General features: G+C 46.3%; 28 protein-coding genes and 1 riboswitch. Of the genes, 5 read left to right on the top strand and 23 right to left on the bottom strand.

Annotation, left to right across the window (positions count from 1 at the left end):
- Positions 1 to 47: 47 nt before the first annotated feature.
- The 3 genes from hflK to AC58QC_RS21100 all read left to right on the top strand — a co-directional run bounded on the left by hflK (position 48) and on the right by AC58QC_RS21100 (position 3,091).
- A complete protein-coding gene (gene hflK / locus AC58QC_RS21110) occupies positions 48 to 1,058 on the top strand; it encodes an FtsH protease activity modulator HflK (protein WP_497417045.1) in 1,011 nt (336 codons plus the stop codon).
- Entirely contained in the window at positions 1,055 to 1,927 is an 873-nt protein-coding gene (gene hflC / locus AC58QC_RS21105) for a protease modulator HflC (protein ID WP_497417044.1), read from the top strand. The genes hflK and hflC overlap by 4 nt, the downstream gene beginning before the upstream one ends.
- Positions 1,928 to 2,107: 180 nt before the next feature.
- Positions 2,108 to 3,091, top strand: a complete 984-nt coding sequence (locus tag AC58QC_RS21100) for a bile acid:sodium symporter family protein (RefSeq protein WP_497417043.1) — start codon at positions 2,108 to 2,110, stop codon at positions 3,089 to 3,091.
- 15 nt (positions 3,092 to 3,106) lie between these two features.
- On the opposite strand, the gene AC58QC_RS21095 is transcribed toward AC58QC_RS21100, so the two are convergent.
- The 3 genes from AC58QC_RS21095 to AC58QC_RS21085 all read right to left on the bottom strand — a co-directional run bounded on the left by AC58QC_RS21095 (position 3,107) and on the right by AC58QC_RS21085 (position 5,923).
- Positions 3,107 to 4,636, bottom strand: a complete 1,530-nt coding sequence (locus AC58QC_RS21095) for a methyl-accepting chemotaxis protein (RefSeq protein WP_497417042.1) — start codon at positions 4,634 to 4,636, stop codon at positions 3,107 to 3,109.
- A gap of 74 nt (positions 4,637 to 4,710) precedes the next feature.
- Positions 4,711 to 4,802, bottom strand: a riboswitch (cyclic di-GMP riboswitch).
- Positions 4,803 to 5,009: 207 nt separating this feature from the next.
- On the bottom strand, positions 5,010 to 5,648 hold the full coding sequence (locus AC58QC_RS21090) for an SdpI family protein (protein WP_497417041.1): 639 nt from the start codon (positions 5,646 to 5,648) through the stop codon (positions 5,010 to 5,012).
- Positions 5,645 to 5,923, bottom strand: coding sequence for an autorepressor SdpR family transcription factor (locus AC58QC_RS21085; RefSeq protein WP_497417040.1), 279 nt, complete (start codon positions 5,921 to 5,923; stop codon positions 5,645 to 5,647). Before AC58QC_RS21085 ends, AC58QC_RS21090 begins: the two co-directional genes overlap by 4 nt.
- 169 nt (positions 5,924 to 6,092) lie before the next feature.
- On the opposite strand from AC58QC_RS21085, the gene AC58QC_RS21080 reads away from it, so the two are divergent.
- A complete protein-coding gene (locus AC58QC_RS21080; protein ID WP_497417039.1) occupies positions 6,093 to 7,433 on the top strand; it encodes an MFS transporter in 1,341 nt (446 codons plus the stop codon).
- A gap of 84 nt (positions 7,434 to 7,517) precedes the next feature.
- On the opposite strand, the gene AC58QC_RS21075 is transcribed toward AC58QC_RS21080, so the two are convergent.
- From AC58QC_RS21075 to AC58QC_RS21045, 7 genes are all read right to left on the bottom strand, one after another.
- Complete coding sequence (locus AC58QC_RS21075) at positions 7,518 to 7,973, bottom strand: DinB family protein (RefSeq protein WP_497417038.1); 456 nt, start codon at positions 7,971 to 7,973, stop codon at positions 7,518 to 7,520.
- Between the two features lie 180 nt (positions 7,974 to 8,153).
- Positions 8,154 to 8,696 carry a GNAT family N-acetyltransferase gene (locus AC58QC_RS21070; RefSeq protein WP_497417037.1) on the bottom strand — a complete coding sequence of 181 codons (543 nt, stop codon included), beginning with the start codon at positions 8,694 to 8,696 and terminating at the stop codon, positions 8,154 to 8,156.
- A gap of 24 nt (positions 8,697 to 8,720) precedes the next feature.
- Positions 8,721 to 9,809: a low temperature requirement protein A gene (locus AC58QC_RS21065; RefSeq protein WP_497417073.1), complete on the bottom strand. Its 1,089-nt coding sequence runs from the start codon at positions 9,807 to 9,809 to the stop codon at positions 8,721 to 8,723.
- A gap of 61 nt (positions 9,810 to 9,870) precedes the next feature.
- Positions 9,871 to 10,398 carry a P-loop nucleotide/nucleoside kinase family protein gene (locus tag AC58QC_RS21060; RefSeq protein ID WP_497417036.1) on the bottom strand — a complete coding sequence of 176 codons (528 nt, stop codon included), beginning with the start codon at positions 10,396 to 10,398 and terminating at the stop codon, positions 9,871 to 9,873.
- Between the two features lie 465 nt (positions 10,399 to 10,863).
- Complete coding sequence (locus AC58QC_RS21055; protein ID WP_497417035.1) at positions 10,864 to 12,084, bottom strand: ATP-binding protein; 1,221 nt, start codon at positions 12,082 to 12,084, stop codon at positions 10,864 to 10,866.
- Positions 12,085 to 12,196: 112 nt separating this feature from the next.
- Positions 12,197 to 12,622: a GTP pyrophosphokinase gene (locus AC58QC_RS21050; RefSeq protein ID WP_497417034.1), complete on the bottom strand. Its 426-nt coding sequence runs from the start codon at positions 12,620 to 12,622 to the stop codon at positions 12,197 to 12,199.
- Between the two features lie 75 nt (positions 12,623 to 12,697).
- Positions 12,698 to 13,168, bottom strand: a complete 471-nt coding sequence (locus AC58QC_RS21045) for a GNAT family N-acetyltransferase (protein WP_497417033.1) — start codon at positions 13,166 to 13,168, stop codon at positions 12,698 to 12,700.
- Between the two features lie 131 nt (positions 13,169 to 13,299).
- Here AC58QC_RS21045 and AC58QC_RS21040 point away from each other — a divergent pair, with 131 nt between their 5' ends.
- Positions 13,300 to 14,013: a hypothetical protein gene (locus AC58QC_RS21040; RefSeq protein WP_497417032.1), complete on the top strand. Its 714-nt coding sequence runs from the start codon at positions 13,300 to 13,302 to the stop codon at positions 14,011 to 14,013.
- Positions 14,014 to 14,088: 75 nt separating this feature from the next.
- Here AC58QC_RS21040 and AC58QC_RS21035 read toward each other — a convergent pair whose 3' ends face one another.
- The 13 genes from AC58QC_RS21035 to AC58QC_RS20975 form a co-directional block, all read right to left on the bottom strand.
- Entirely contained in the window at positions 14,089 to 14,610 is a 522-nt protein-coding gene (locus AC58QC_RS21035) for a YbjN domain-containing protein (protein ID WP_497417031.1), read from the bottom strand.
- A 14-nt stretch (positions 14,611 to 14,624) separates the two neighbouring features.
- Entirely contained in the window at positions 14,625 to 14,855 is a 231-nt protein-coding gene (locus tag AC58QC_RS21030; protein ID WP_497417030.1) for a hypothetical protein, read from the bottom strand.
- A gap of 77 nt (positions 14,856 to 14,932) precedes the next feature.
- Complete coding sequence (locus AC58QC_RS21025) at positions 14,933 to 15,067, bottom strand: hypothetical protein (RefSeq protein ID WP_497417029.1); 135 nt, start codon at positions 15,065 to 15,067, stop codon at positions 14,933 to 14,935.
- Between the two features lie 335 nt (positions 15,068 to 15,402).
- Entirely contained in the window at positions 15,403 to 16,245 is an 843-nt protein-coding gene (locus tag AC58QC_RS21020; RefSeq protein ID WP_497417028.1) for a tetratricopeptide repeat protein, read from the bottom strand.
- 131 nt (positions 16,246 to 16,376) lie between these two features.
- Positions 16,377 to 17,558, bottom strand: coding sequence for an anhydro-N-acetylmuramic acid kinase (locus AC58QC_RS21015; protein ID WP_497417027.1), 1,182 nt, complete (start codon positions 17,556 to 17,558; stop codon positions 16,377 to 16,379).
- A 91-nt stretch (positions 17,559 to 17,649) separates the two neighbouring features.
- Positions 17,650 to 18,720, bottom strand: a complete 1,071-nt coding sequence (locus AC58QC_RS21010) for a serine hydrolase domain-containing protein (RefSeq protein ID WP_497417026.1) — start codon at positions 18,718 to 18,720, stop codon at positions 17,650 to 17,652.
- Between the two features lie 595 nt (positions 18,721 to 19,315).
- On the bottom strand, positions 19,316 to 20,944 hold the full coding sequence (gene nagZ / locus AC58QC_RS21005) for a beta-N-acetylhexosaminidase (RefSeq protein ID WP_497417025.1): 1,629 nt from the start codon (positions 20,942 to 20,944) through the stop codon (positions 19,316 to 19,318).
- A 20-nt stretch (positions 20,945 to 20,964) separates the two neighbouring features.
- A complete protein-coding gene (locus AC58QC_RS21000; protein ID WP_497417024.1) occupies positions 20,965 to 21,879 on the bottom strand; it encodes an N-acetylglucosamine kinase in 915 nt (304 codons plus the stop codon).
- Between the two features lie 25 nt (positions 21,880 to 21,904).
- Positions 21,905 to 23,044 (bottom strand): exo-beta-N-acetylmuramidase NamZ family protein, encoded by a 1,140-nt coding sequence (locus tag AC58QC_RS20995; RefSeq protein WP_497417023.1) that lies wholly within the window; start codon positions 23,042 to 23,044, stop codon positions 21,905 to 21,907.
- A 92-nt stretch (positions 23,045 to 23,136) separates the two neighbouring features.
- Entirely contained in the window at positions 23,137 to 23,841 is a 705-nt protein-coding gene (locus AC58QC_RS20990; RefSeq protein ID WP_497417022.1) for a PIG-L deacetylase family protein, read from the bottom strand.
- Positions 23,841 to 24,809, bottom strand: coding sequence for a GNAT family N-acetyltransferase (locus AC58QC_RS20985; protein ID WP_497417021.1), 969 nt, complete (start codon positions 24,807 to 24,809; stop codon positions 23,841 to 23,843). Before AC58QC_RS20985 ends, AC58QC_RS20990 begins: the two co-directional genes overlap by 1 nt.
- A 28-nt stretch (positions 24,810 to 24,837) precedes the next feature.
- The gene (locus tag AC58QC_RS20980; RefSeq protein ID WP_497417020.1) at positions 24,838 to 25,698 is read right to left on the bottom strand and encodes a carbohydrate ABC transporter permease; all 861 of its coding nucleotides are present in this window, start codon (positions 25,696 to 25,698) and stop codon (positions 24,838 to 24,840) included.
- Positions 25,699 to 25,714: 16 nt separating this feature from the next.
- Positions 25,715 to 26,617 (bottom strand): carbohydrate ABC transporter permease, encoded by a 903-nt coding sequence (locus AC58QC_RS20975; protein WP_497417019.1) that lies wholly within the window; start codon positions 26,615 to 26,617, stop codon positions 25,715 to 25,717.
- Positions 26,618 to 26,658 lie beyond the last annotated feature (41 nt).

Raw genomic sequence — 26,658 nt, 5'->3', positions numbered from 1 at the left:
TCCCCGTATAGCATATCAGTAAATCTTATATTAAAGGGGTGTTTTCAATGGAACCATTTGTACTGCCAGAACCCGATCGACGAAGACCAACCTCGCTCCCGCCAGGCTTGGTGACCAAAATCATAATCGGCCTTATTATCGTTCTCGTCCTCATTTTTGGTAAGTCCACCTTCTATACGGTGCAGGAGCATGAGAAGGCGGCCATTTTGACATTAGGCAAATATACGACGGAGAAGGAAGCTGGGCTTCACTTCAAACTCCCATTCCCGATCCAACAGGTGATTGTACTGCCTGCCAAAAAGACACAGCGTATCCAAATCGGCTTCCGTGAAGCCAATGGTAAAATCACACCCGTCGAAGAAGAAGCGATGATGATTACGGGGGATGAAAATATTTTATCCGCTGATGCCGTTGTGGAGTGGAATATCAGTGACATGCGTAACTACTTGTACAACATTGATAATGCCGAACAGTTCCTTCGCAACTCCGCAAGTGCAGCGATTCGTTCAGTTATCGGCGCTACGGCGCTCGACTTTGCCATTACAGAAGGAAAAACAGAGGTCCAAGGCAAGGTTAAAGAACGGCTGATCGAGATGCAGACCAAATATCAAACAGGCATCCATATTGTCGATTTGAAGTTCCAAGATATCGAGCCGCCAGCGGGCGATGTGCAAAATGCTTTTAAAGATGTCACCAACGCACGCGAAGAGAAAAACACGAAGATTAACGTCGCGACCAAATACGAAAATGATATCCTTCCTAGGGAGCGAGGCAACGCTCAAGCACTTATTGAGAATGCCGAGGCACAGAAGAAATCACGTATTTTGAATGCGCAGGGGGATGTTGCGAAGTTTAACGCCCTTTATGCGGAGTATGCCAATAATAAATCGGTTACGGAAAGCAGGCTTATCATCGAGACGTTAGAGAAAATATTGCCGAATGCCAAAATTTTCATCAGTGACAGCACTGGCGAAACGGTCAAATATTTACCAATTAATGAGCTGCTGCGCACACCTGCTGCTGCAACCGGCCAGACGCAAGGAGGAACTGCGAAATGACCTTACAAGGCAAATGGATTTTTAGATCCATCATTGGTGTCGTTCTCGTCTTTTTCTTCCTGATCTCTATTTTTATTGTCAAGGAAGGGCAGTACCGCGTCGTTCTCAAGTTCGGTGAAGCTGTTCGGATCCAAACCGAGCCAGGCATTCATTTTAAAATCCCATTCATAGAATCGGTTCGCACGCTGCCTAAATATCAAATGGTATATGACAGCAAGCCTACTTCCATTTTGACAAAAGATAAAAAACCAATCGAAGTTGATAACTATACGGTATGGCGAATTGATGATGCTCAGCAGTTCCTGCGCACGATTCAATCGATCACAGGCGGGGAAGAACGCATTGATGCCGCTGTGTATAACACGGTTAGAAGGAAATTATCGGAAATCAATTACAGCGATATCATTAGCGAAAATACGCAGCGTGGTAACCTGAACGATGAGATTACGAAGGAAGTTTCCGAGTTGATGGAACGCGATAACTACGGCATCCAAATCGTCGATGTGCGCATCAAGCGTACTGATCTGCCTGATTCAAACAAGCAAAGCGTGTATAAAAGGATGATCTCCGACCGTCAATCCATTGCGGCGAAGTACTTGTCCGAGGGGGATGAAGAGTCGAAGAAAATCACCTCCAAGGCTGACAGACAGGCAAGCGAGTTGATCGCTCAGGCCCAAGCGGATGCGAAGAAAATTGTGGCCGCAGGTGAGCAGGAAGCCGCTCAAATTTATAACACTGCTTACGGCAAGGACCCTGCCTTTTACAATTTCTATCGTACACTGGATAGTTACTTAGTCTCCTTCAAAGGGGAGCCGGTCATTATGCTGCCTATTGATTCCCCTTACACGAAAATTTTACTTGGTAAATAAATAAGTGACTTTTCAAAGCATGCTCATCTCGGGATGGCATGCTTTTTTATTCATGTCATTAACCTTCGTCCAATCGACTCTTATCTTATGTTTATTGATCTGCTACAATTGTAAGATCATAATCAAATCGGCTTACTACTGCACCCGTTCTGAACTGGTCACGAAAGGATGTTCACCTAGATGCTGCCTCAGTTGAATCGTCAATTAGAAAGGATTTTGCCGCTCATCACACCCATCAGTGTCCTTATCGGGGTTCTGCTCGGGAGTCACTTATCTGGGTTTACCTATCTATCACCATGGTTATTCGCCTTTATGACCTTCTCGGGGAGTATCTCCTCCAGCTTCAAAGAGTTCATCAAGGTTGTCGTTCAACCGCTGCCGCTCCTTGCCACCTTATTTATTCTACATGTCGGGATGCCGCTTATCGCACTAGGTCTCGGACATGCTGTTTATAGTCACGAACCGCTGACCATTACGGGACTTATTTTGGCCGCAGCCATTCCAACTGGGATTACAAGCTTCGTGTGGGTGGCGATTTATCGAGGCAATATTGTGCTGACGCTTTCGATCATTCTGATGGATACGATCCTTTCACCGTTCGTCGTACCGTATACACTTTCCCTATTGGTAGGCACCAAAGTGCATCTCGATACTTTGGCCATGATGAAAGGCCTTTTCTTCATGATCGTCGTTCCTTCACTCATCGGGATGCTGCTGAATCAATGGACGCGGGGGAAAATTAAGGAGCAGTGGGGAGGCCGTCTAGGTCCTTTTTCTAAAATATTCATGGGCATCGTCGTCGCGATTAATAGCTCTGTCATTGCTCCGTATTTACGAGACTTCGATGCTAAATTACTCGGGTTGGCAGCATTTGTGCTCATCGTAGCCTCACTGGGCTACATGATCGGTTGGCTTGTCGCTAGGCTGTTCCGTTGGGAACAAGATGTCGTGGTCGCCCTTACTTTTAACAGTGGTATGCGTAATATTAGTGCGGGCGCGGTACTCGCTGTAGCTTATTTCCCGCCACCCGTTGCGATTCCTGTCGTGCTTGGCATGCTGTTCCAGCAATCGCTTGCTTCCCTCTTCGGCTTTCTGCTGAATCGGAAATATGCGTTGAAAAGCGATACACCCTGCTTAAAAGTTAATAGCGTTAAACAGATGTAAATGGATTGTCGAACTCTAGGTTTGGGAGAATGACTGCTCTGTCGTCTTCATAATGTCATTTAATTTATCACTCAGACCACCTAGCAACTCCGCCAGCTGCGACGTTTTGCAAATGAGCTGATCCTGCTGGTCCGTCCGTTTACTTACGGATTTCACGTTCATCGCTAGCTGTGTAGATAGATGCGAAATTTCCTCCATTGTCACGCTGAATTGCTGTGTACTTGCGGACACATGCTGGGATGCCCCTTGAATATCACGCATTTGTAAGGCAATAGAATGAACGGCTTTTAAAATATGTTCAAAAGCACGACCCGCAGCAACGACAGCATCGTTACCATGTTCGAAGGTCACAATCACACGATCCATAGAATCGATAGATGCCTGATTATTGGATTGAACATCCTGAATGAGATCCGCGATCTGTTTGGCAGAGGTACTCGTTTGTTCAGCAAGTTTACGGACCTCACTGGCAACGATCGTGAAGCCTTTCCCGTGCTCTCCTGCGCGAGCAGCCTCGATGGCTGCATTCAGGGCAAGCAGGTTCGTACGCGAGGCGATATCTGTAATCAAGTTAACAATTTGATTAATTTCTTCGGAGCGTTCACCCAGCACTTTCACCTTTTCGGCTGTCGTGTGAATTGTGCTATTCATCGATTGCATTTGATGAACAGCCAATTGGATCAATTCATTGCCTTTCTCAGCTTCCTGTGCAGCCTGGTTAGAGATTTCAGAGACATTCGACGAGTTCTCTGCGATGAGGGAAGTATCTTTTAACATTTCGGTAACGGCATTTCTGCTGACTTCCACCCCTTGTTCTTGATTGATCGCCGCTTGCTCCACCTTGTTCATGGTTTGAACGACTTCTGAGGTTAAGCGATTCAGTTCGGAGGACTGTGTTGACAGTCCATTTGAATTCATCCGTACTTCCTGCGACGTATCGGAGAGACGTTCAATAATGTCTTTGACGGTTTGCTGCAGTTTATCGTTTTGGGCTAATTCGAAGGCTTGCGTGTTTTTGCGATTCGAGACGATTTGGTAAATAACTGCACCGATAAATAGAATCACGAACACCAAGTGGATGGCAACCATTGAAAACGCATAGACTTTTACCCCATACACCAGCTCTGGAAAGAATAAATATCCCAATAGATGCTGCGCTGCAAATAACACGGTACTGAGCAATAGCAGCTTAATGTTGTCATAGTACATAAGAATGGCCAGCACCATGAAGATCGAAAAGTGGTACTCAACCATGCCTTTCCCCCCGGCAATAATTGAGAAACTGCTAAAGGTAAGTGACAAAGCGTGAAGGAATGGTATCCAAGCATGATCTTTATGTAATCCATACAAAATAACACTCAGACTGACAAGCGCAATGGGCAACCAAAATAGCCATTGAAGTAGGACAGAAGCAGTGGGAGAAAGTATAACCATTGCGTCATGGTCCATGGACCCATGAATAAAGCTCGATAAGCCATGTACCAGTAAAGCCAAGATCAATGTTCCGATGACAATGAATTGCATGACACGTTTTTTTGCTTTCACGACAAGCTTCCCCCTAGAAAATGTTAATGATAAAAGAAAAAGGACCATCCCGAATGAAGGATGCTCCCATCTAACTCGGTAACCTGTCAACCGTAGCATACATTATGGATGCTTTAGGCCATGGCTTTGCGTCTCAGCGTTTCCAACTGATTTGCCTTTTCTATTAGGTTAATATTCAAAATAAGAACCATTCATTCGTCCATCTACTACTTCAGACACCCGACTAAAGGCACAATTCCTATTGCTAATTATAGGTAGCAAGCCCACATGTGTACATAGCGATTTTTGTAAGATTTTGTCGATTAGCGAAAATTATTGACCACATGTGAAAAAGACTGCTCAACGATTCGCTGGCAGCCTACATAGAGCCTATTTACTTCTTAAGACGATTAAACAATACATAGGAGTAGATGACTGGAGTTAAGGAACTGATTGCTATTGCTGCTATGAAGACGATGATCGCGACGGAGGTCATTAAGAACGCAGCGATAAAAGATACAACTCCGCCAATCAACATAAGCGGACCGCCCAAACGATGCGTTTTTCTCCAAACTTCTTCATTGGCGAGTGTCCACGGCGTCCGAATGCCAAACGTATAATTGGGCTTCACCTGCGTCAAAAAGTTCCCCATAACGGCAAACAACACGCCTAGCGAAATCATGGTGATTTTCTGAAAATCCAAGCTGTAGCCCAAATTAAAGCAAATGACCGCCCAACCTACGACAGCTAAAAGGATGGTAACCCCGAACCGCGTCACCTCAAAAGCCGCAGGAAATTTCTCGAAATTCGCTTTCTTCGGATCGATGGATCTCATCACCCGCATGAATAGCGGCAGCAAACCCAGTAACACCAGCATGAGAAGCAACATTTCTTTGCTCATCGTTCCGTTCACTTCATTATTCATGTCAAAATGGCTCGCCATCGTGTCCGGAAGACGATTATACAGAACCAAGCCCCCTATCGCTGGGGAAAGGCTAATCACAACTAATAAAATCTCCCTCCATTTCTTCATAACTGTTCCTCCTCATCTTTTTTGTTAAGGATGTTAAACATCCATCCAATGACGTCTTCAACAACGGTAGTATGCAAGGTATACATAATATGTTGTCCCTGACGTTCATCAAGTACAAGTCCCGCCTGTTTAAGCAGGTTCAAATGATGCGATATGCTCGGCTTACTAATCTTGAAATGATCAGCTATATCTCCAGCATTCATACTTTTTTCCCGCAGCAGCTGTAGAATTTCACGACGAGTCGGGTCCGCTAGCGCTTTAAATGCCTCATTCATATGGCCGATCCTCCTTATTTAGATATTTATCTAAATATATAATAAGATATTACCTCCATTTCTTCCGCCTGTCAATTGGCATGTGCCTTAATCTGTTTTGGTTATTAGACTATGTAGGTTTATAATAAAGAAATCATCGTACTTCTCACGTCAGACAGGATGGATCCACATGAACGATAAAATTGTAATGCCCGTTTGGACGATTGGCTTGTTCATTGTTGTTATGAATACGACGATGTTCAACGTTTCCATTCCCAGTATTATTCAAGATCTCAGCATCACGGCGGATCTCGGGTCTTGGGTCATTTCCAGCTATTCTATTGGCTATGCCTTATCTACGGTTATATACAGTAGACTTTCGGATGTGGTACAGATACGTAAACTCCTCACCGTAGGGCTAGTTGTGCTTGGACTTTCTTCGATATTCGGACTGTTCGCAAGGGAGTTCCACACCCTGCTGGCGGCACGTATTCTCCAATCCGCAGGCGCAGGGGTGATGGCCGGTCTTGGATTAGTTCTCGCCAGCCGTTATATCCCGATTGAACGAAGAGGTTCCGCGATTGCCATGATTTCTGCGGGCAGCGCAATGGCCTTCGGGCTCGGCCCAATCGTTGGCGGCTTGATAAGTGAATACTTTGGCTGGAATGGGTTGTTCGCCATTACCTGTCTAGTCTTAGTCATTCTTCCCCTTCTCTTACGCTTGCTTCCCAAAGAACAGCCTGTACCGTTCCGATTTGACATGCTAGGGGCGCTATTGACGGTAGTCAATGCCGCGACCTTGCTACTCGCGGTCACGCAGATTTCTGGCGTGTGGCTTGCCATCAGTGCCATTTCCATTGGTGTACATGTTTGGCACCTGAGACGATCAAGTAACACGTTCATAAACCCCTTATTACTTGCGAATCCAGCGTTTCGTAAGCTTGTAGTAATCGGGTTCTGCATCTTGGTTCTGAACCTTGGGAATCTATTTCTAATGCCACTCGTTCTCGCCAAGGTGTTCCATCAGTCCGCTATGATCATCGGTTTAACGATTGCACCAGGAGCGATTCTGTCCGCGTTCCTAACCCGCTTCGTCGGCCGCTGGATTGATCGGTTCGGCAATCTGCGATTTCTACTCATCGGCCACGGGGTTTTATCTCTGGTGATGATCGCATTCTCGTCATTGCTTGGTGCTTCACCGTTTGTCGTAATGTTCGGTTATCTTTGTTTCTCGCCTGCATTTTCCGCGACAATCGCATCGTTAAATAATGAGACTTCACGCATCCTGCCGAAGCATTTAATTGGCTCTGGCATGGGACTTATGCAGCTGATCCAGTTTTTTGGAGGATCCATGTCGGTAGCGTTATGCGGCATTCTACTTGAAATCCAGCGGAATACGTCGCTCCTACATTCGTACAAGCATGTTTATGGTTTGTTATTCGTCGTCGGGCTTTGTTCACTCGGAATGCTTCTGTGGTACAGGCTCTCAGAGATGCGGGTAGGTATCGAGGATAGCGCAGCAGCCAAATAAAAACGAAAACACGTTCCGTATGAATAAAGGCACCTTCGTTCCCCATCTCGGGGTGAAGGTGCCTTTTTCGAATACGAAGCCCTGTTATTTTAATACTTTCAGCATCGAGGCAATCATGCCCTCGTGATTAACCTCATGTAGAATACTCGAGAGGATCAGTTCATCAATCGTTTTTGCTTTGAAAAAGTTCTCTTTGACCGGTACAGCCAGCTTATCCGTCAAACTCGCACGAATCCGTTCAGCCTGCTCCTTCAACTGTGCCACAATGACGTCCCAAGCAGGCGGTTCTTCTTTCCAATCCGCTGGTTTAGTGCCATTGCCGAAAAACCCCATATAACTGGCAGGAAGCACTGTCGGTTGCTCAGAAATACCGAATATAATTCGTTCGCTCACCGTCAGGATATGACCAATATGCCAGTGTACATGATTATTAAAGCCAGCAGGAATAACGCTGCGTTTATCCGCAGGGCATCCTTCAACCAACTGCAGCATCCGTCCGCGATGTTTGTCTACCAAATCGAAAACAAATGAATCTCTCATCTTTCTCAAACCTCCTGGATGAATTAATGTTTGTTGTATTTTGATTGTAGCTTAAATGACACTTGGATACACTTTTTGACACTTCCGCACAATGCGCTGCTTAACAAAGCGGAGGGATCTCTCTCTCCCCGGACAGTTGACAGCAGGTTGCCTATGCAACCTGCTTTTTTCTTCGACAGATCAACCCTTCTTCCACTCACGCTTCAGCATACCATACACAATCAGGTCGATATAATGATCGTTCAGCCATGCGGCATCCCGAATCTGACCTTCTTTCGTAAACCCTAATTTCTCAGGAATGGCCCGGCTTTTGAAATTGCTTTCCCCACATCTGATTTCTACTCGGTTTAAGCCCAGCTCGTTAAACGAATAATCTACAACCCATTGGCAAGCACGCGTCATGATGCCATGACCTTGAAAGCCTTCCCCTAACCAGTACCCCAAACTGGCGTAATGATTAGCCCAATTGATCGGGTGAAATCCGACGCAGCCTGCGAACTCTCCTTTGAACCAAATGCCAGCAGTGAAGCCATTATTGGATGCCTCTTGATTTTGACAGTGCTGGATAAAAGCTATTGATTGATTGCTATTCTGCGTCGCATCCACCCATGGCAACCATTCTCTCAGGTATTCACGACAGCTGTCGGTTAATGCAAATAGAGCTTCGGCATCCTTTGGTTCGAGTGATTTGAGTGTAAGGTCAGCGTTAATTTCTACGCGCATATCATTTTCCCCTCCAAGTGATAATTAAGTCGTTCCCTTCGCATAGACAACAAAGAAAAGCATCATTTCTCCGATGAGTACGTAATTTGGCATTTTGAACATCAGATCCAACCCAAGAAATGCGGCAAGCACCCCAATAAATAGCGCTAAATGGGCTAATCTTAATCGTTGATGTGCATGTCTATACTTATGAAAAACAAGAGATGTTGAGAAAAAGTACAGAAGCACAGAACCAAAAATAAAGCTTAGCATAAACGTATAATTCAATTGCTCTAAGAATAACAGCTGTATGGATGCGGCAATCATGCACAAGGATAAATAAATGAATAAATGACCATAGATGATGGTTTGCCCGGCCGTTTCAAGCGCCTTATTCACTTTCTTCTCCACATTCTCGAAATACTGCCACCACATCGCGATGATTAATAGAAAGGTGATGGAAGCAAACACAATGGATTGCCATGTCCAATCACTCGATTGCAAGACGGCAAGAATGCTAATAACCGATTCTCCCAGCAGGATAAGGGTAAATAACGAGAAGCGCTCTAATAAGTGATGCGTGTTGATCGGACTTTTCACCAAATATTTTCGCCCTATTAATGGGAGCAGTATATCTACCATTATGCCCGCATACAAAACAACGTATCGAATCCACGAATCAAAGAAAAGGGAGAGCGCGGATATCGCAAGCCCAATCCAAAAACGGCTGCCTAAATAACGGGCGGTGTGGCGTCGATGTTCTTCCTCTTTGTTATGTACAGCTAGGTATTGAATAGCCGTCATCGCCCGTAAACCTAAGTAGCCGATTAGGAATGGCACAAAATACTGATCAAAATCGACCGACAGGCTAGCCGTCATAATTAACACGAAAAATAATTGCAGGATGAGAAAAATACGATGCGAGGTACTATCCCGCCCAAACCGATTCACAAAAAGGGACTGCCCCACCCAAGCCCACCAGATTGGAATAAAGATGAGGACGAATTTGCTCAAATACTCGAGCGGGATCGTTCCATGATGCACATGCAGCAGGACATGACTCGCTTTGGACACGGCCGCGACAAATAGCAGATCGTAAAACAGCTCGAGCCAAGTCACCTTTTTCTCGACGATTGCCTTGATGTGGTGCAGCCCTGATGCGTGATTGTTCATTGTAAGGCTCCCTTCAGCAATTTCACGATTTAAGCCTATATTTAGCGTTACTCCGAATGTCCTCTATGATCTCATTCAAATCCTCAACACGGAGTAGACTCGTATCCAGAAGATGTTTCGACTCTAATCCAGAGCTCTCAAATTCGTCGATGAGAATTAGGCAGCGTTCACCCATTTGATGCTGCGGTAATCTCGTTTGATCCCTTTGCAGAAGAGTCGCTTTGTCCGTCCACAAAACAACATAAACGATATTAACATTTAATTCCATTAAATGCTTTTGGAGCCATTCTGTTTCTCCAGGGAATGTCACATAATCGACGATCACGTCTACGCCATGTGCAATAAAATTAGCTGTAAGCCGCCAAATATTATGCCAAATGAGTGATAGCTCAGATCGGCTTTCCCATGGTTTCTCACGGCCATTCACGTGCATATGACTAACAGCATCACCTGAAATATAAGCTGAATTTGGCAAGACCTTGGCCAAAGCCCGTGAAGTCGTGGACTTTCCCACTCCCGCTGGTCCTGATAACAGATAGACAGTTTGCATGGTTAACACTCCTTACCGCTGGCGTTATGAAGCTCTCCCCTCATGCCTCACGTTCTCCCCTAAAAAATGCCGTCTCCAAGTATTCGAGATGAAAATGGATAATCCTGTAGCTCCGGCCCAGCGTTTACCTGTATAATCTACAGCTAATTTTAAAGAAATCAACTGATTGCAGGGGACAGATGGAAAATATGAAGTTATTTTATATCAATTATGGACAATCGGCCATTATTATGAGAAATAACTGTAGAAAACACAGCTAATTCACCAAATATCGCGATTATGGTTGAAATAGATGGAGAAAATCCAGTTAGTTTGCTCGATATAAAAAAAGCCACGCCCTTTTGAGGACGCAGCTTAGCTACGCAACACAATCCTATTCAAATACTGGAATAGAATCCGTATACGCTTCTTCCGGTCTGCCGCTGGTGGAACATGCGAGGGTAGGCCAGCCTCTTATAGTACCCATTATAGAGCCGCCAACAAGCGCTGCCGTTCCTCTGAACCTACGAAATGCATCAGGTGAGCAAGCACCTTCTTCTGCTCTGGGTTCAATCTAGCAAATACCTTGGGCTCCGCATGGCACAACTCACGAATCGCAGCTTCTAGTTCATCCCGGTGGCTCGCCGCCTCGGGATCACCTGTGAACGCTGGAAACGCCTTAGCTTCAGCAAACTCCTTGATGACCGCATCGGATAATTTTCGCAGATAGGGCTGCCTTTTCTCATTGATAAACGTGCCTATCTCATCTAATAGAAATTGAAAAGCATCGCTTTTTCGACTCGCACCGAATGTAAACGACTGCTGCCCACTTGCATCCTCACTACTAAAATCAAATTGGTCAAACAGCTTACTCTGAATATAGACACTATGGTAAAAAGAATCCCCTTTATTGTTAAACGTCGTTGGCTGTTTATGCTGCTCTTTCTTCTTCGAGTCGATAAAATAGAGCTTCGAATACTCGTGATTCATACGATCTGCCCAACGAATATAGGTAATTCGAAATTTCGTTTGCGACATCGGATGCATGGATGTAAAGGTTTCCTTTTCCGCGATCAAGCTAGCGTAATTCAACGGTTCACCATCAATTCGAATCGTGAAGGGCTTGTCCGCATGCAGTTCCAAGAACCATCCAAATTCTCTATTCAAAAATGCCATGAAATCCTCAACCACGAATTCCTTGATGATATTGTTAAACGTGACTGTCGTCCCTCTGTCCTTATCCGTTAAATCCTGCTTCGTTACATGATAGGCATCTAGGCGTTTAGCTTGAATGTGAATGTTATACGTGTTTTTGAGTAGAAGACCATCTTCATAGGTGGTTTGCCAGATAGCCTCAGAAGCGAAATGATGGAACGTTAAGCGACCTATCCCATTTTTACCGTGCATCGCCGAGGTCGTTCTGCCCCGTTTATCAGGATCCACACTCTTCTCGGATTCATAGAAAGGCGTAAACTTTCCCTCTAGATCCTTCAGCTTAATGCCATAACCGTTATCTGCAATTACGATTTGATCTACGCCGTCTAGTATGTTTTTATGAAGGGTTATGTCTACCGCCGTAGCCTCAGCGTCGAAACCGTTCCAAATGTATTCGGCAATAGCTTGCAAATAATCAAACTTTCGAAGCGCTTTTTCGATACCTTTTGAGGATATTCTTATGTTGTTCATGGCGATCAACCCTTTCTTCATATAGTCAGCTCTTACTCATACGCCTATCATATTGCATAAAGCTCATTTCGTATGTCGATTGGTGTCCTCTCACTACAAGTGTTTTTCGACAAAAAAGCTGACACCTCAGGTGTCAGCTTCCAAATTTCAATTCAGCTATCGCTTTCTTGTATTTATCGATTCTTTCATAGTCTTGACGGGTAGGATGTTCAATTCGAGTAAGATCACAGTTATCTTCTAAGTCCAGGAGCTTCACAAACGAGGCTAATGGGTTTACTTTGATTCTCTTAATAAATCCTTCATACGATTCATCTGGCCTTCTTGTAAGGCAATCTAGCGCTTCTAGGACGGGTAGACTAAAGCCTTCTTTTTTCAAATCAAATAGGGTGAAATTCGAATCCTCAACAACATCATGTAAGACAGCAACAATGGACTGTTCTGTCGATTTGGCCCTGCTAGCTAGACGAATCGGATGCAAAATGTAGGGGCTGCCCCCTTTGTCTACCTGACCATCATGTGCCTTAGCCGCTATTAAAATGGCTTTTGTTAACGTGCTCATGGATGTCTCCCTCTCACATTGTTCATGAAATAGCTTTTCACCAGTTATAGCATAACTCCTGGTTTTTGCATATGGCTACAGCTCCTTGACCATTAGCCAAACGGCATTGGGTTGATCTTCTTCTTTCTCTAATATGCGAAAGCCGCATTTCTCATACAATTGCAGAGCTCGCAGATTCGTCGGCGCCACCCTTAATTGATACGATTTCACAGCATATTTCTCAAAAAAATGTTCCGCATACGCGATTAACTGTCGTCCGTATCCTTTCCCTCGATAAGACGGAATGAGGTAAAACAAATTCGCATAGCCGATATAGTTGCCCTCAAAAAGAACAATTTGAAGCTCCATTTGGCCGATAGGCTGTCCAGCTTCTTCAATCAGCACGAGTCCGTCTGGAAATCGTATAGCGCGAGCTGCAATCCTTCTGACGTATTCATCCTCGTCCCCGAAGCCTTCTTCAGTTCCGAAGCTTACGACATAAGAATCTTTACGAAAGGCAATAATCGTTTCACGATCCTTTTCCACATCAATCGATCTAAACTCCATTTGGCGCCTCCCTCATGGCATTTCAAGCAAACTAATTTTAAGCTGGCTTTCAGCTTTTCTTCGTTATTCTTTCATAATATCATCGTACAATGACGACGTGGACTAAAATAGTAGGAGTGATACATACAAGTATGAATATGAAAAATCTAGCAGGCATATGCATTCTCATCCCCATTCTTCTAGCCGGATGCGGGAATCAATCTGACACCCAAACCGCTGCTGCAGGCACTTCTCAGCCCAGTCAGCAAAAGGAGAAGGCTGCGGGAGATGGCCAGCAGAACAACCAACAAAATCGTCCTGCTATGGATCCAGCGCAGAGACAGCTCTTCAGTACTTTTCAAATGCTGACGATGCTGGATAAGGCGGATGGGCTCACCATCACAAAAGAGCAAGCGCAAGCCATGCTGCCTGTCGCTCAGGATATTGTCACGAAGAATGAGCTCAGCGACGACAATAAAACCAATCTGTTGGCCAAGCTGACAGACGCGCAAAAGACCTTCCTCACTGACGCAGAAACACGTATGGCGAATCGCGGTAATGGTGGCAACGGAGGTCCAAATGGACAGGGTAATCCCGGAAGAAATGGCCAAGGTAATCGGAATGGCGGTTCGGGCGATGCCCAGGCTCCAGATGCTTCCGCTGTACCTAAAGCTAATGCGGCCGATGGTAATGGTAAAGGCCAACAAGCAGGCGGCCAAAGACCGAATGGCAACGGCGGCGGTAATGCTAATGGCGGAGGCCAAAACGGCGGAGGCGGCTTCGGAGGAGGAAATCGCCCTGCTGGCGGCCAAATGGGAGATGTTGGTAAGCAATTCATTGAATTGCTGCAAAACAAGGTGAAATAAGTCGAATATTTCCGAGGAAATGAAGAAGACCTCCAACTCCACAAAAGTGGGTTTGGAGGTCTTTCTCGTTCACTCTTATGATCTTAACGCCTGAATGACCTGCTCTGCATTCGCTTCACCGCTGGCAACCTGTTCAATGTGCTCTGCAAACATATCACACATATATACGAACAGGGTAAGGACTTCTAATACTTCATCACTATCGAACGTACGTGAAGCAGATAGGCTATACACATAGCGATAATGTATCTCGCCTTCCTCATTCACCCCAAAGTGACCTATTGGCAAGCGTGTATTAATTTCTAGTAAGAGCGCGGCTACACCTTCACGAGCACCTGCTTGAAGATGAAACGGCAGTGTACTGTAAATTTGCAGCAATTGAATCGCTACAATCTCCTCATCATTCAACGGTAAAAAGCTAAAGTGGAGGAAACGATCGCGCCCTTTACTATCCTCTTGAAATCCCGCCATTAGAACATGCAGTGGAATAGCGTCGGATTTTTCTAATAAATTCGTGGCAAGCTCTGCCTCATCCAAAATCTCTTTCAATTGCCCTAATTGCGCCAAATGACGCGCATGTGCAAGCTCTGTCAGCATGTCTGTTCAATCTCCTATTCTCTCTTGCCCATCGCTTCAACAATGGCGCTTTTAAGTGCATCCGTTTCGTTGTATGCTGGGAGCTTCATGAACATATCAAAAATAAGATCTGTGTCGTGAGCTCGTTTTTCGAGCTTTTTCTCGGTCGATTTATCTGCATTGAAGATCGCTTTAGTAATACCCCAAGCGCCTGCCTTCGATGCGCGATCACGCCCTGCTTGCTTCAAGGATCTAGCAATTGGCATGGCTGCGCCGATACCATGTCTTCCCTGAGTGCAAGTAGTCTGTCTATTTACTATATCACAACGCTATGAAGTGGAGTTTACATTTTAATAGGAACCCGATCCACAATAAGCACGGCAATATCATCGGATTGCACAGAGCCATCTGCGAATAGATCCACATCCAGCACCATTTGACCAAGTAATTGCGCAGGCTCAGTCGCAAAGAAGCTCACCTGTTACAGGTGAGCTCAACGAAATGATAAAAGCCGGGGGCTAGCCTCCGGCTTTTGGTTTATTCCCATCGGTAACGCTAACGGACCTGACAGCCTTTATTACCTGAAATTTAAGCAATTTCGATTTCTAACGGACGTACAGAGCGTTATTTACTGATTTGTGTACTCTTATGGACCTTATGAAAGTAAATAACGGCCATGTCGTCCGTTAGAATTTGTAATCCCTGTTTTTAGTCAAATAAACAGCTATCGTGTCCGTTAGAATGGCCGCTCCCAGCCAACAAAGCCCGTTCGAGTTCAATCACTCGAACGAGCTTTCTTTTTACCACTTCGACCTACTCCTCTTGCTCTAGCTCTTGACCAACCTCATCCTTACCTAATTGACTTGCGAATAACGCAATATCCTCCTTGGTTAGAGGAGTAACAAGGGCGAGTTCCTTCACAAGTGCTGTTTCAATTTGCTCCCGGGCTTCCTGCGTTCGACCGAGTTCTTGAAGCGTTCGCGCATAGTAATAATAGGACTCCGCGTGCTTAGGCGTTATCGCAATCACCTTGGTGTACATCTCATCCGCCTCATTCAGACGACCGAGCATATAGTAGTTTTGCGCTAAGTTATCCATAATGGTTAGATCGTTGTCATTATAAGCGAAGGCCTCGAGATTATAGATAAGTGCTGCTTCCAAGTCTCCTTGCAAAATTTGAAAATAACCATAATTCCCATAAACCAGTGTGTTCTTGACCTCGCTCGCTAGTTCCTGCAACATGCTCAATGCCTCGTCCTGCTTGTTCTTCAACCAGTACACCGTTGCCACATTGAGCCTCGCTTGTATACGGATATCCGTAGCATTCGTTGATTGCAGAACCTCTTCGAACATTTGCTCCGCCTTGCTAAGATCACCTGTCTTCATTAACAAATAGCCATATCCAATCTGATGTTTCGGCAGAAACGCTTTCGAGACATACGCTTTTTCCATCCAAATCAACGCTTGTTCCCGATCTCCCTTCATATAGGCCAGATTGCCCCGATGAGCATACATAGCAGATCGGTTCACAAAAACAAAATAACCTAGGATGACCAAGATCGCAGCTACCCCAACTAGCCAGTTAACCTGAAAACCCATGACAATCACAACAATTACAACGATAATTTTAAGAAGACTTTTGAGGATTGGCGGCATGCATATAACTCTCCTTTACAAACTCTAGTAAGTTAGAGACATTGTATCAAAAAAATAGACACTTCTCCTAACCAAAAATAAAAAGACCGACATACCCCCTGTTCTTCAGATGGTGTCAGTCTCATTAAATCCTACGGCAAAGCTAATTTCCCCATGATCGTCTGTCTTTCCGCACCCGTCGCAGCTGGAACATTGTTCGGCTCTCCTTGGATGAATGCATTGCCTAACAAGGCAAACAGCATCGCTTCTTTCGCATCGCAGGATATGCCGAGCTCATCTGACGTGAGAATGGTCTGGTCTGGCAGCAGCTCACCAAGCATGCTAAGAAGCGTGCGATTATGAGCCCCGCCTCCACTTACAATCACTTCCGCAATGGCACTCTGTGGAAAAATAAACTCCTGATATCCGCGAGCAATGCTGTGCGCGGTAAAAGCTGTCGCCGTCGCAACGATATCCTCCTGTGGAAGCCCTCGTTCCAAAGCGGATGCCAGCCATGACGCGGCATAGGCTTTTCCGAATATTTCGCGTCCAGTCGTTTTGGGAGGCGGTTCTTGGAAGTATGGATGTGCGAGCATGTCCTCTAGCAATTCCTTATGCACCATACCTTTAGCAGCCCAATCTCCATTCGCATCGTACGAAATACGTCCCCCTGATAGCTCGTATACGACTTGATCCATGATCATGTTCCCTGGCCCCGTGTCAAAAGCACTGATCCCGCTGGCCGCAGCAGGGATGGCTGTGCAATTCCCGATACCGCCTATATTTTGAAGGATGCGCCCTTTATTAGCGTCCCTGAAAAGGAGATAGTCACCATATGGTACAAGCGGTGCACCTTGACCGCCAACGGCTATATCCGCTGTCCTGAAATCGCCGACAACAGGTCTGCCTGTTCGCTTGGCAATCACGGATAGATCCCCGATCTGCAGCGTCGATTTGGGTAGGAAACGATCCACTTCATCTGCAACCGGAATGTGCCAGATGGTCTGGCCATGCGAGGAGATGAGATCGATGTCCTCCATCTGCATATTAGCCGCAGCCACTGTGTCGATAACAGCATCTGCGAAGCGTTCTGCGATTGCGAAGTTCATGCCGCACACCTGAGCAACATCAGAGTGCTCAACGGTACACAGTAGTTTGAGCTTCTCGCGCATCTCTTCCTCGTAAGAAAAACTCTTGAAGTGAAGCAGCTTGATGTTCGTAGCCACGCCTCGCCCCTCTATTTGGACAATGGCCACATCGATGCCATCAAGTGAAGTGCCGGACATTATCCCTGCTATGGTCAGTGAGGCTTTATTCAGAAGTGTGCGCAACAAAAGAGCTCATCCCCATTCGTATAATCTACTTATTTTATATTCAAAAATTGATGAAGATTGGAGGGCATCTCTATTCTTTTTTCCTCCAAAGTTATTTGGATTGAGAGAGAATGAGATTATGCAGCCTTGGCCGAATTTGCAAAATGTGTTCCGTTCGACCGAAATGAACCCGATTTGTTAGCAATATGATCTGCAAATCCTGCTCAGGCTCGAACAAAAGGCTAGTACCTGTAAACCCTGTATGTCCAAATGAATTCTCGGATACATAGTCACCGCTAAACAAGAAGCTTCTCGGATTTCTCAGTAACCAACCGAGCCCCCGAAACTCTTGGTCATAAGGCGTAAAGTTACGGGATGACAGCCCGATGGCAGCCCTGGAAATAATTCGCCGCCCCTTAAAGACACCCTTCTGCCGGATCATTTCAGCATAATTTGCTAAATCGTGAGCCGTCGAGAATAACCCCGCATGACCGCTTACACCATGCATGAGCTCCGCTTTTTCATCGTGAACAATGCCTGACTTGTACGCTTGACGCTGTTCCGAAAACTCGGTAACCGCATAACGCGTTTCCTCGAAGGTCGGACAAAACCCTGTTTCCGACATCTCCAGCGGTTCAAATATCTCTCGTTGGAGATAGGTTTCGAACGCTTCACCGGTCACAGCTTCAATGATCAGATAGAGCAGTATCATGCCAATGTCACTATACACGACCTTTGTTCCCGGGGGATGAAGCGGCCGTTCGTTTAAGATCAGATCCACCAGCTCATCCCGGGATAGATGCATCAGCCCTCTCATGCCCGGGATATCCGCCTTAAGCCCTGATGAATGTGTAAGCAGATGTACGATCCGGATGGGTTCTTCCTGCAGGAGTCGAAATTGCGGCAAAAAGACCCCTATCGGATCAGCCAAAGAAAGCTTCCCTTGATCCATCAAGTGAAGCACCGCCGGCAGCGTTGCAACAACTTTGGTTAGTGAAGCCAAGTCAAAAACCGTGTCGGTACTCATCGGAGCCGCTTCCGGATAAATAACTCGACTGCCATAGGCTTGCTTCAATACTTCCTTCCCTCTATGAGCGATATAAAGGACTGCACCAGGTAGATGTCCTTCAGCAATTTCTTGTTCAATGAATTTGCTTATCTTATCGATATCCCAATTGGACATAACGAGTGAGCTCCCTCCACTTTCTATGCCTAGAACCCGCAAGTGAGTAAGTCGAAATAATCGACTTACTCACTCCAATAGCCCGTGTCGCGCACGAGTAAGTCGAAATAATCGACTTACTCACTTCCAATAGCCCATGGCGAGCACGAGTAAGTCGAAATAATCGACTAACTCACATCCAACAGCCCGTGTCGCGCACGAGTAAGTCGAAATAATCGACTTATTCACTTCCAAAAGCCCATGGCGAGCACGAGTAAGTCGATAAAATCGACTTACTCACTTCCAATAGCCCATGGCGAGCACGAGTAAATCGATATGATATATGGTTTATCTGTTTTTTTGACTAGCTTAGGTCGGAGGATATTCCCTCTGTAGCTATTAGTCCGAAATTAGCGAATTAATCTCATTGACTGCATCTTTAAATCTAAATTAGTCCTAAATAGCCCAACTAAATCGACCAAAACATTTCTCACGCAAGGAAAATGGTTAAATAATTCGACAAAATCGGACTATTGGTCTTTTTTTATAAGTAATCCTCGTTTTAGTTCGGAGATATCGGACTACATGCAGCCAATAAATCGACTTGCAGCTTCCGTCATTCTCCGTTCTCCCATCTCCAACCTGCTGGATAGTCAGCGCCAAGCGACACCGGCAATCGGCCTTGAGGTGCCACAATTCCGAGCAGAGCACGTGCCGTACTATGCAGCGCCAACGGTCGGCTTTCGTACGCCGCGATGAACGTCGATACGTCCGAGAACTCCAACAGGTCGTACGGCACGCGCAGCGAGACAACGACCAGCGGCTTGCCGAGCGACTGCAGTTCGCGCACCAGCTCGACTTGCGAAGGATGGAATCGGGCGTTGTAAGTCCCGATTACGATCTGCTCCGCGGCCCCAGCATCAGCAAGCACCGCTGCGCGGAGCTCGCTCACCTCCGCAAGCGGGAGCACACGATCGATCACGTCCAAGCCGTGTTCGGCCAGCGCAGCTCCCAAGCTTGCGACGCCCGCGTAGGCTTCGTCGACACCCGACGAAACAGCTGCGGCCACGGTGACCGCGAGCGTCCGCACGCGCGGCAGCGGAAGCAGCTGTTGCTCGTCCTTGACGAGCGTAATGCTTGCTTCGCTGAGGCGCTCAGCGACCGCACAATGCGCCGCGGTCCCGACCTCTTGCGCAGCTGTCGCACGAGGCTGCTCCGCAATTACGCCGCGCCGCGCTTTCAGCGCGAGCAATCGGCGGACCGAAGCGTCGATATGCGCTTCAGTGATACGCCCTTCGTGCACAGCTTGCTCGATCGCCGCAATGGCGCCGACCTGGAGGTCGCGTCGGTGACTGATTAACACAAGATCAGCCCCTGCTTCGACCGCCATAACAGCGGCGGCAACCGTACCGTAATGCTCAGAGATCGCGTTCATCTCCATGCAATCGGTCATAATTACGCCGTCATAACCTAGCTCCTCTCGAAGCAAGCCAGTGAGCACAGCCTTGGAAAGCGTAACAGGCAGCTTGCTGGGCTCTAAAGCTGGGAAGTAAATATGCGAAGACATAATCGCATCGACTCCACCATCAATGGCTTCTATGAATGGTACAAGCTCAACAGCGCGAATCCGCTCTTCATCATGTGTAATCGTCGGCAAATCAAGATGTGAGTCCGTATTCGTGTCCCCATGACCGGGAAAGTGCTTGGCGGTTGCCACGACGTTCGCATCTTGGAAGCCCCGTACAGCCTCTCGGCCATACTGAGCGACTTTCTCCGGCGATTCGCCGAACGACCGCACGCCAATAACCGGATTATCCGGATTGTTGTTCACATCCAGATCCGGTGCAAAGTTCATATTGATACCGAGCGAGCGCAGCTCTTTACCCGAAATAAGTGCCGCTTCATAAACTCCCTCCGGACCTGCATCCCCAGCAGCCAGTGCCATAGACCCAGGCATAAGGGCAACCCCTTCGGTAATGCGGGCTACCATCCCGCCCTCTTGATCGATGGAAATCCAGAGCGGCACTGTACCGTTACGCTCCGCAATCGCCTGCAGACTGCCGGATAACTCAGCAACTTGCTTGGTATTCTCTACATTCCGCGCAAAATAAATAACACCGCCGATGCGCTGTTCCGCGATTAGCGCTTCCAGCGATTCAGACGACACCATGCCTTCAAATCCGCAAAGAATCATCTGTCCGATTTTCTCTTGCAGCGACATCTCATGAATTTCTCTCATGCTCATTACCATCCCTCGTCACATAATCACTGCAATCGGCCCAGCGCCATTAGCGCGGCACCGCTAGCGGCATCACTCTTCGGTGTAATACAGGTCATAGCCGGATAACGTTCTTTTAGCAAATCAATAAAAGCTGTCTGTATAAAGCTATTCTTGAGCAGCGCGCTCCCAGCCATCGCCAGAATGCCTTCCTGCATCGACAATCTTTCCGCTACGGGTACCACCAACTCGAGCAACGAACGGGCACTTTTGTCGGCAATAGCCAATGCCGTTTCATCCCCAAGCTCGCATGCTTTAGATAAAATAGGGGCCAGTGCAGCGATATCCTTCTTATTGGTCTGTTTATCATAGACAAACCCGATGATTTGTTGGATCGTTGTCATGCCTAATTGCTCGAATACCATTCTCGTAATCACCGTCGCAGGCAACCGTCCATCATGAGCCCGTACGACTGCAGAAAGCAGATCCCTTCCTATACTGTAGCCGCTGCCCTCATCATCAATTAGGTAGCCGTAACCGCCAGCACGATGTGTGTCACCAGCTTCATTTTTGCCATAACAAATCGAACCTGTACCTGCGATCAAAATGATCCCGAGCTCCCTGTTATGAGCGCCGCAAAGCGCAGTATCTTGATCTCCAGTTATGAATAGACCTCCGTCATAGCCGCATGCCCGAACACTGGATTCCAAACGGGTCTTAACCGTTGGATTGCTGATACCGGCCGCCCCAATGCACACTTGCGCGCAATGCTGAAGTCCATCACATACGCTAGCAATCGTACGAAAGATCTCCTCTAGACTGGCCCCAACACTCGCCTCATCCTGGCCATTATAGTTAATGGCCCCCGATGTAAACGTATGAACGACACTACCGCTCTCATCGACGATGGTTACTGCGGTTTTCGTACCTCCGCCATCTAGTCCCACTGCATATTTCTTCATCTACGAACGTTACCTCCTAATGCCTCTAATACAGATGATATTGCAACTTTCTTCGAGCAAATTCACTGCTCTCCTCACGAAATTTTTCCAGCATAGCTGGAACGTCAACTTGATTCTCGCGATACAAGCTGTCGCCGCCAAGTAAATCAATGAATGGTCTTGAGCCCTCTTTAAAAGGTGGTAAAAATGAAAATTGTTCGTATCTCTGTTGAATCGTGAACATCAGCGTAACGCCAACATCGATGGGACGAACGGCGCGATTGTCGAGTACATGAATTTGCACGCCTGCGCATTGCTCTCCCTGAAATTTGGAAAATGACGGTTTAAAATAAACAGGACGGAACACGACGCCAGGCAGCTTTTTCCTATTCATTTCATCCGCTAACTGCTGCGCATCAATAAATGGAGCACCGACGATCTCAAACGGAGCTGTCGTTCCTCTGCCTTCCGATAGATTCGTTCCTTCAATAATACAAGTGCCGGGATACAGCACCACTGTCTCAAATCGAGGAATGCCGATGGAAGGCATAATCCATGGACGTCCTGTATCCGAGAACAGCATGTTTCGTTCCCAACCTTCACAACGTACGACATGCAGCTTGCAATTCAATTTCCTTTCATCGTTCGCCATCATAGCGACCTCTCCTGGCGTCAATCCATATCGAACACTGAGCGGGTAGTTGCCTACAAAGGATTCGAAGCCGCTTTTGAGCACATTGCCTTCTACCGTTACGCCATCCAGCGGATTGATACGGTCCAGCACGACAAATTCTTTGCCAGCTTGTGCACAATCTTCCAAAGCATAAAGCATCGTATAAATGAAAGTATAATAACGGGTCCCTACGTCTTGAATATCGTAGACGATGATATCGACCACATCCAGCATTTCCTGTGTCAGACGTTTGGAATCTTTCCGATACAAGCTATAGACGGGAATTCCCGTCAACGGATCCACATATGTGTCGACTAGCGCACCTGCTGCCAGGTCTCCACGCACGCCGTGTTCTGGTGAAAACAGGGCAACCAGGTTGAACTTCTCATGAAGGATTTGTATGGTCGATACAAAATCCTTGTTTAATCCCGTAGGTGCTGTAATCAGCCCTACACGTTTACCTACGAACAGATGAGAATACCGTTCTATACAATCGATACCATTTAAGATCATCGCTGCCTCCCCAAACTCACCTTGATTTTAAAATGACTGCAACAAGCTCAAGTCTCGTTACAGTCATTTGGTATTTTTTTAATGATTCAGTTTTATAATTCCGATTGGCGAATTCGCATCGTTTCTTCTGGAACCATGAACGTTTGCGCATATTCTTTTCTCGCTTCGAGACCGCGTACACGCATCAGATGCTTGTAATACTCCAAGTATTGAAAAGATTTGCTGCCTGTCACGAACCAATGTGTCGATACCGCCTTCACCCATAGATCAAACGCCTCTTTAGGGAAATCGACATAGACATAAGGACGATAGTCGACGGCATCCTCCCAGTTTTCGGCATAGTACAATTTCGGAGCAAAGTGAGCTGGCTTCTCCCTTTCAAACGAGGATAGCCCCGCGAAAAAGCGTGCATCGTTCACAATGCGGTGAGTCGTCATATGATCCTTATGCATGCTGTTTTTAAAATGCGTGATGATGACATTAGGACGCACGTCGCGAATAACATCGCATACACGAAAGCGCATTTCTTCGTTATCTTGCAGTTCACCGTCCGGAATGTCAAAAACGATGGATTCCCCACCTAACATTTCAGCAAATGTTCTAGCCTCATTCACTTTTTGCACACGATATTCCTTCATATCTTGGCCAGCAGGAACACCGCGTTCCCCCGCAGTTAACGCTAACGTCACAATTCGATCGCCTTTCAGCGAGTGGTGGGCCAGCACGCCGCCTGCCGTTAATTCCGCATCGCCTACGTGACCTCCGATAGCTAGAATGGTCATTTTCGATTCGCTCATTATGCAAACTCCCTTCTCATGACAGCAAAAAGTTTCACAGTTTGAAATCCTGCCCGTTCATAGATACGTATGGCTGGGTTCGACATGCCTGTATAGAGCGACATGTAATCGGTCCCAATCTCCTGAAACGCTTCGCATAGCTTGAAGAACAGAAGGCTCCCTAAACCATGGCCCTCATGGTCAGGAAGCACACCGATGCCGGCAAAGTAACCACGTCCATTCGCCTGACGAATAACCGGGCCGGCGAAACCAACCGTCTTGCCTTGATAGGCAGCTACAACTACGGGCACACCCTGCGCCGTCGCTCCACCGATCTCCTTTTGCCATAACGGATTCCCGAAACCCTGCAGCATGTCTTCCACACCAGCGTGCTTACCCGGGTCGAACATCGTGATCGTGTACCCTTGGGCGCCTGCTTTCGCTTCTTTCACTCTGATTTCGTCGGAAATTATGAACTCTGACAAATGGAGATACATGGCACATTGCTTCGCACGCTCCATATAACCATGCTTCAGTAAAAACGCATAAAGCTTGCTTTCCACAGGTACACCCGGGGCATTGTTGTGCTCATGCTTAGGGGTTCCTGGGATATACCAGGGCAATAACATCGGGTTGAAGAAGAGGACATCTGCTTGCTTTTTACCTAGCTGTTTAAAGCGCTGTTCCAAAGCAGTTAACAGCATTAAATAATTGTCGTCTGTCTCCAAGCCGTTCGCTAACACGATACATGTGATGTATCCGGCCACATTACCTAGGGGAAGATCATCACCAGTGCACCCGCAGGCAAAACCGATGACCTTATCATCTGCAAGGAGTAGAAACGTCCCGTCTCTATCAAAAAAAGGATTCCCCGCAAAAATATCATCAAAGCTTTGTTCAGTAAGCTCCTTATAGCCATCCTTCACCGCGGCTTCATTCCATAATGCGATGACGGCGTGACGATACGAATCGTCCCAAGTTACCAGCATGTTGCAGCGACCTCCTTTTGACCAAAGCCTAGCCCTTCACCGCACCTACAGTTACGCCTTCTAAGAAATATCTTTGCAGGCTAAAGAATAGTACGAACATAGGCAATGCCGAGATTGTAGCCCCTGCCATCATAGGAGCGATGTACGTTGTATTGGCAAAACGGAAGTTTTTGAGACCAACCTGAATGGTCTGCATTTCCATCGTATTTGTAACGAGTAACGGCCAGAAAAATGTGTTCCAGCTGTCCATAAAGGTTAGAATCGCCATAACAGCTAATACCGTTTTGGATAAAGGCAGAATGATGCGAACATAAATAGTGAACTGGCTGCATCCTTCAATTTTGGCACTTTCCATAATTTCATTCGGGATCGAGCTCATGAATTGTTTCGCTAAGAAAATGTTATACACCGTTACAAGCCCAGGCATAATTAAAGCACTGTAGGTATCCTGCAAATTAAACACATTCACAACTAGAATGTATAAAGGAACTTGTGTAACTTGATAGGGAATCATCATCGACATTAGTAACAACCCAAATAATACGCCTCTACCCTTGAAACGAAGTTTAGAAAAAGCGTACCCCGCCATGCTGGCGAAAATCACATTAGAAACCGTTACTGTCGAAGCCACGATAAGTGAATTCAACAACCAGCGATAGGAGTATTCGCTATAGTCAAAGAAAAATTTGAAGGAAGCAAATGAGACCTTCGTTGGAAAAATGGAATAACTAACCGCACCGGCCTCAACTGGATCTCCGAGTGCAGATATGACCATGAAGTAAATAGGAAATATCGTCGCCAGAGCAAAAAGAAGAAGGGCGATAAAAATGATTGAGTTACGAATGGTTTTTACTTTCGGATTGCCTACATGATTGCTATATAAAGCCATTTTTTTATCCCCTTTCTTAATACTCGACGTCTTTACCCGCATATTTAAATTGGATAACCGACACTCCTGCTATGATGACGGCTAGAATCAGTGATTGCGCCGCTGCTTTGCCAAATTCAAAATACGTAAACGCACTGTTGAAGATGAGTAACCCCACCATCGTCGTTGCATTGTTAGGACCGCCGCCTGTCATCAGGTAAGCGTTCTGGAATACTTGGAAGGAACCAATTACACCTGTTACAAGAAGGAACAACGTTGCTGGTTTAAGGCTAGGAACAACGATATACCACAGCTTTTGGAGGAAATTCGCGCCATCCATTTCTGCTGCTTCATAATACGTATCATCAATGCCGAGCAAGCCTGCTAGATAAATAATAATGCTAGTACCATGACTGGACATCCAGGACATCAACACCAATGAAAACATTGCTGTTTTACTTGAACCCAGCCAATTTTGATTCTCAAATCCAAAGAAATGAATAAGTTGGTTTAGAATTCCGCCCTCTAAAGGATCGAAAATCCATAGCCACACGACGGATAAAGCAACACCTGAAGCTACAACAGGCAAATAGTAAATCCCTTTGAAAAAGGACTGCGTTTTCTTTCTAAGCGGCAGAATCAATACAGCAATGGCCATCGAAAGAATCAGGTTTACAGGTACGGTCAATACGGTATAGACCAACGTATTTTTCATAGCCTTCCAGAACAGAGCATCTTTCAATGTACTCGCGTAGTTATCCAAGCCGACATACGTGGAGCCCAGTGGTTTATATTTTTGTAGACTAATGATAAACGCGCTTACTACCGGGTAAGCTGTGAACATGGCAAACACAACTAAGGACACAGCAATAAAGATATATCCCCAGGTGCCTTCTCCCTTAATTCCTTTTCGCTTTATCGACTTCGCCATTAATGCCATACGATTCAACCCTCTTTTCACAACTTGCTTAAAATAGTTCG

It is taken from the genome of Paenibacillus sp. J22P51, assembly GCF_059692215.1.
The sequence above is the reverse complement of the archived record's forward strand: the minus strand, read 5'-3'. Positions and strand labels throughout refer to the sequence as shown.

Bases quoted from the DNA above. Each gene is read 5' to 3' on its own strand.
- AC58QC_RS21035 (WP_497417031.1), bottom strand. From the start codon at position 14,610: ATGCTGACAGAGCTTGCACATGCGCGTCATTTGGCGCAATTAGGGCAA.
- AC58QC_RS21070 (WP_497417037.1), bottom strand. From the start codon at position 8,696: ATGCGCGTAGAAATTAACGCTGACCTTACACTCAAATCACTCGAACCA.
- AC58QC_RS21040 (WP_497417032.1), top strand. From the start codon at position 13,300: ATGAATATGAAAAATCTAGCAGGCATATGCATTCTCATCCCCATTCTT.
- AC58QC_RS21045 (WP_497417033.1), bottom strand. From the start codon at position 13,168: ATGGAGTTTAGATCGATTGATGTGGAAAAGGATCGTGAAACGATTATT.
- AC58QC_RS21055 (WP_497417035.1), bottom strand. From the start codon at position 12,084: ATGAAGAAAGGGTTGATCGCCATGAACAACATAAGAATATCCTCAAAA.
- AC58QC_RS21020 (WP_497417028.1), bottom strand. From the start codon at position 16,245: ATGCCGCCAATCCTCAAAAGTCTTCTTAAAATTATCGTTGTAATTGTT.
- hflK (WP_497417045.1), top strand. From the start codon at position 48: ATGGAACCATTTGTACTGCCAGAACCCGATCGACGAAGACCAACCTCG.
- AC58QC_RS21085 (WP_497417040.1), bottom strand. From the start codon at position 5,923: ATGAATGAGGCATTTAAAGCGCTAGCGGACCCGACTCGTCGTGAAATT.
- AC58QC_RS21075 (WP_497417038.1), bottom strand. From the start codon at position 7,973: ATGAGAGATTCATTTGTTTTCGATTTGGTAGACAAACATCGCGGACGG.
- AC58QC_RS20975 (WP_497417019.1), bottom strand. From the start codon at position 26,617: ATGGCATTAATGGCGAAGTCGATAAAGCGAAAAGGAATTAAGGGAGAA.
- AC58QC_RS21030 (WP_497417030.1), bottom strand. From the start codon at position 14,855: ATGCCAATTGCTAGATCCTTGAAGCAAGCAGGGCGTGATCGCGCATCG.
- AC58QC_RS21060 (WP_497417036.1), bottom strand. From the start codon at position 10,398: ATGCAAACTGTCTATCTGTTATCAGGACCAGCGGGAGTGGGAAAGTCC.
- AC58QC_RS21100 (WP_497417043.1), top strand. From the start codon at position 2,108: ATGCTGCCTCAGTTGAATCGTCAATTAGAAAGGATTTTGCCGCTCATC.
- AC58QC_RS21080 (WP_497417039.1), top strand. From the start codon at position 6,093: ATGAACGATAAAATTGTAATGCCCGTTTGGACGATTGGCTTGTTCATT.
- nagZ (WP_497417025.1), bottom strand. From the start codon at position 20,944: ATGAGCATGAGAGAAATTCATGAGATGTCGCTGCAAGAGAAAATCGGA.
- AC58QC_RS20985 (WP_497417021.1), bottom strand. From the start codon at position 24,809: ATGCTGGTAACTTGGGACGATTCGTATCGTCACGCCGTCATCGCATTA.
- AC58QC_RS20980 (WP_497417020.1), bottom strand. From the start codon at position 25,698: ATGGCTTTATATAGCAATCATGTAGGCAATCCGAAAGTAAAAACCATT.
- AC58QC_RS20995 (WP_497417023.1), bottom strand. From the start codon at position 23,044: ATGATCTTAAATGGTATCGATTGTATAGAACGGTATTCTCATCTGTTC.
- AC58QC_RS21000 (WP_497417024.1), bottom strand. From the start codon at position 21,879: ATGAAGAAATATGCAGTGGGACTAGATGGCGGAGGTACGAAAACCGCA.
- AC58QC_RS20990 (WP_497417022.1), bottom strand. From the start codon at position 23,841: ATGAGCGAATCGAAAATGACCATTCTAGCTATCGGAGGTCACGTAGGC.
- AC58QC_RS21050 (WP_497417034.1), bottom strand. From the start codon at position 12,622: ATGAGCACGTTAACAAAAGCCATTTTAATAGCGGCTAAGGCACATGAT.
- AC58QC_RS21010 (WP_497417026.1), bottom strand. From the start codon at position 18,720: ATGTCCAATTGGGATATCGATAAGATAAGCAAATTCATTGAACAAGAA.
- hflC (WP_497417044.1), top strand. From the start codon at position 1,055: ATGACCTTACAAGGCAAATGGATTTTTAGATCCATCATTGGTGTCGTT.
- AC58QC_RS21090 (WP_497417041.1), bottom strand. From the start codon at position 5,648: ATGAAGAAATGGAGGGAGATTTTATTAGTTGTGATTAGCCTTTCCCCA.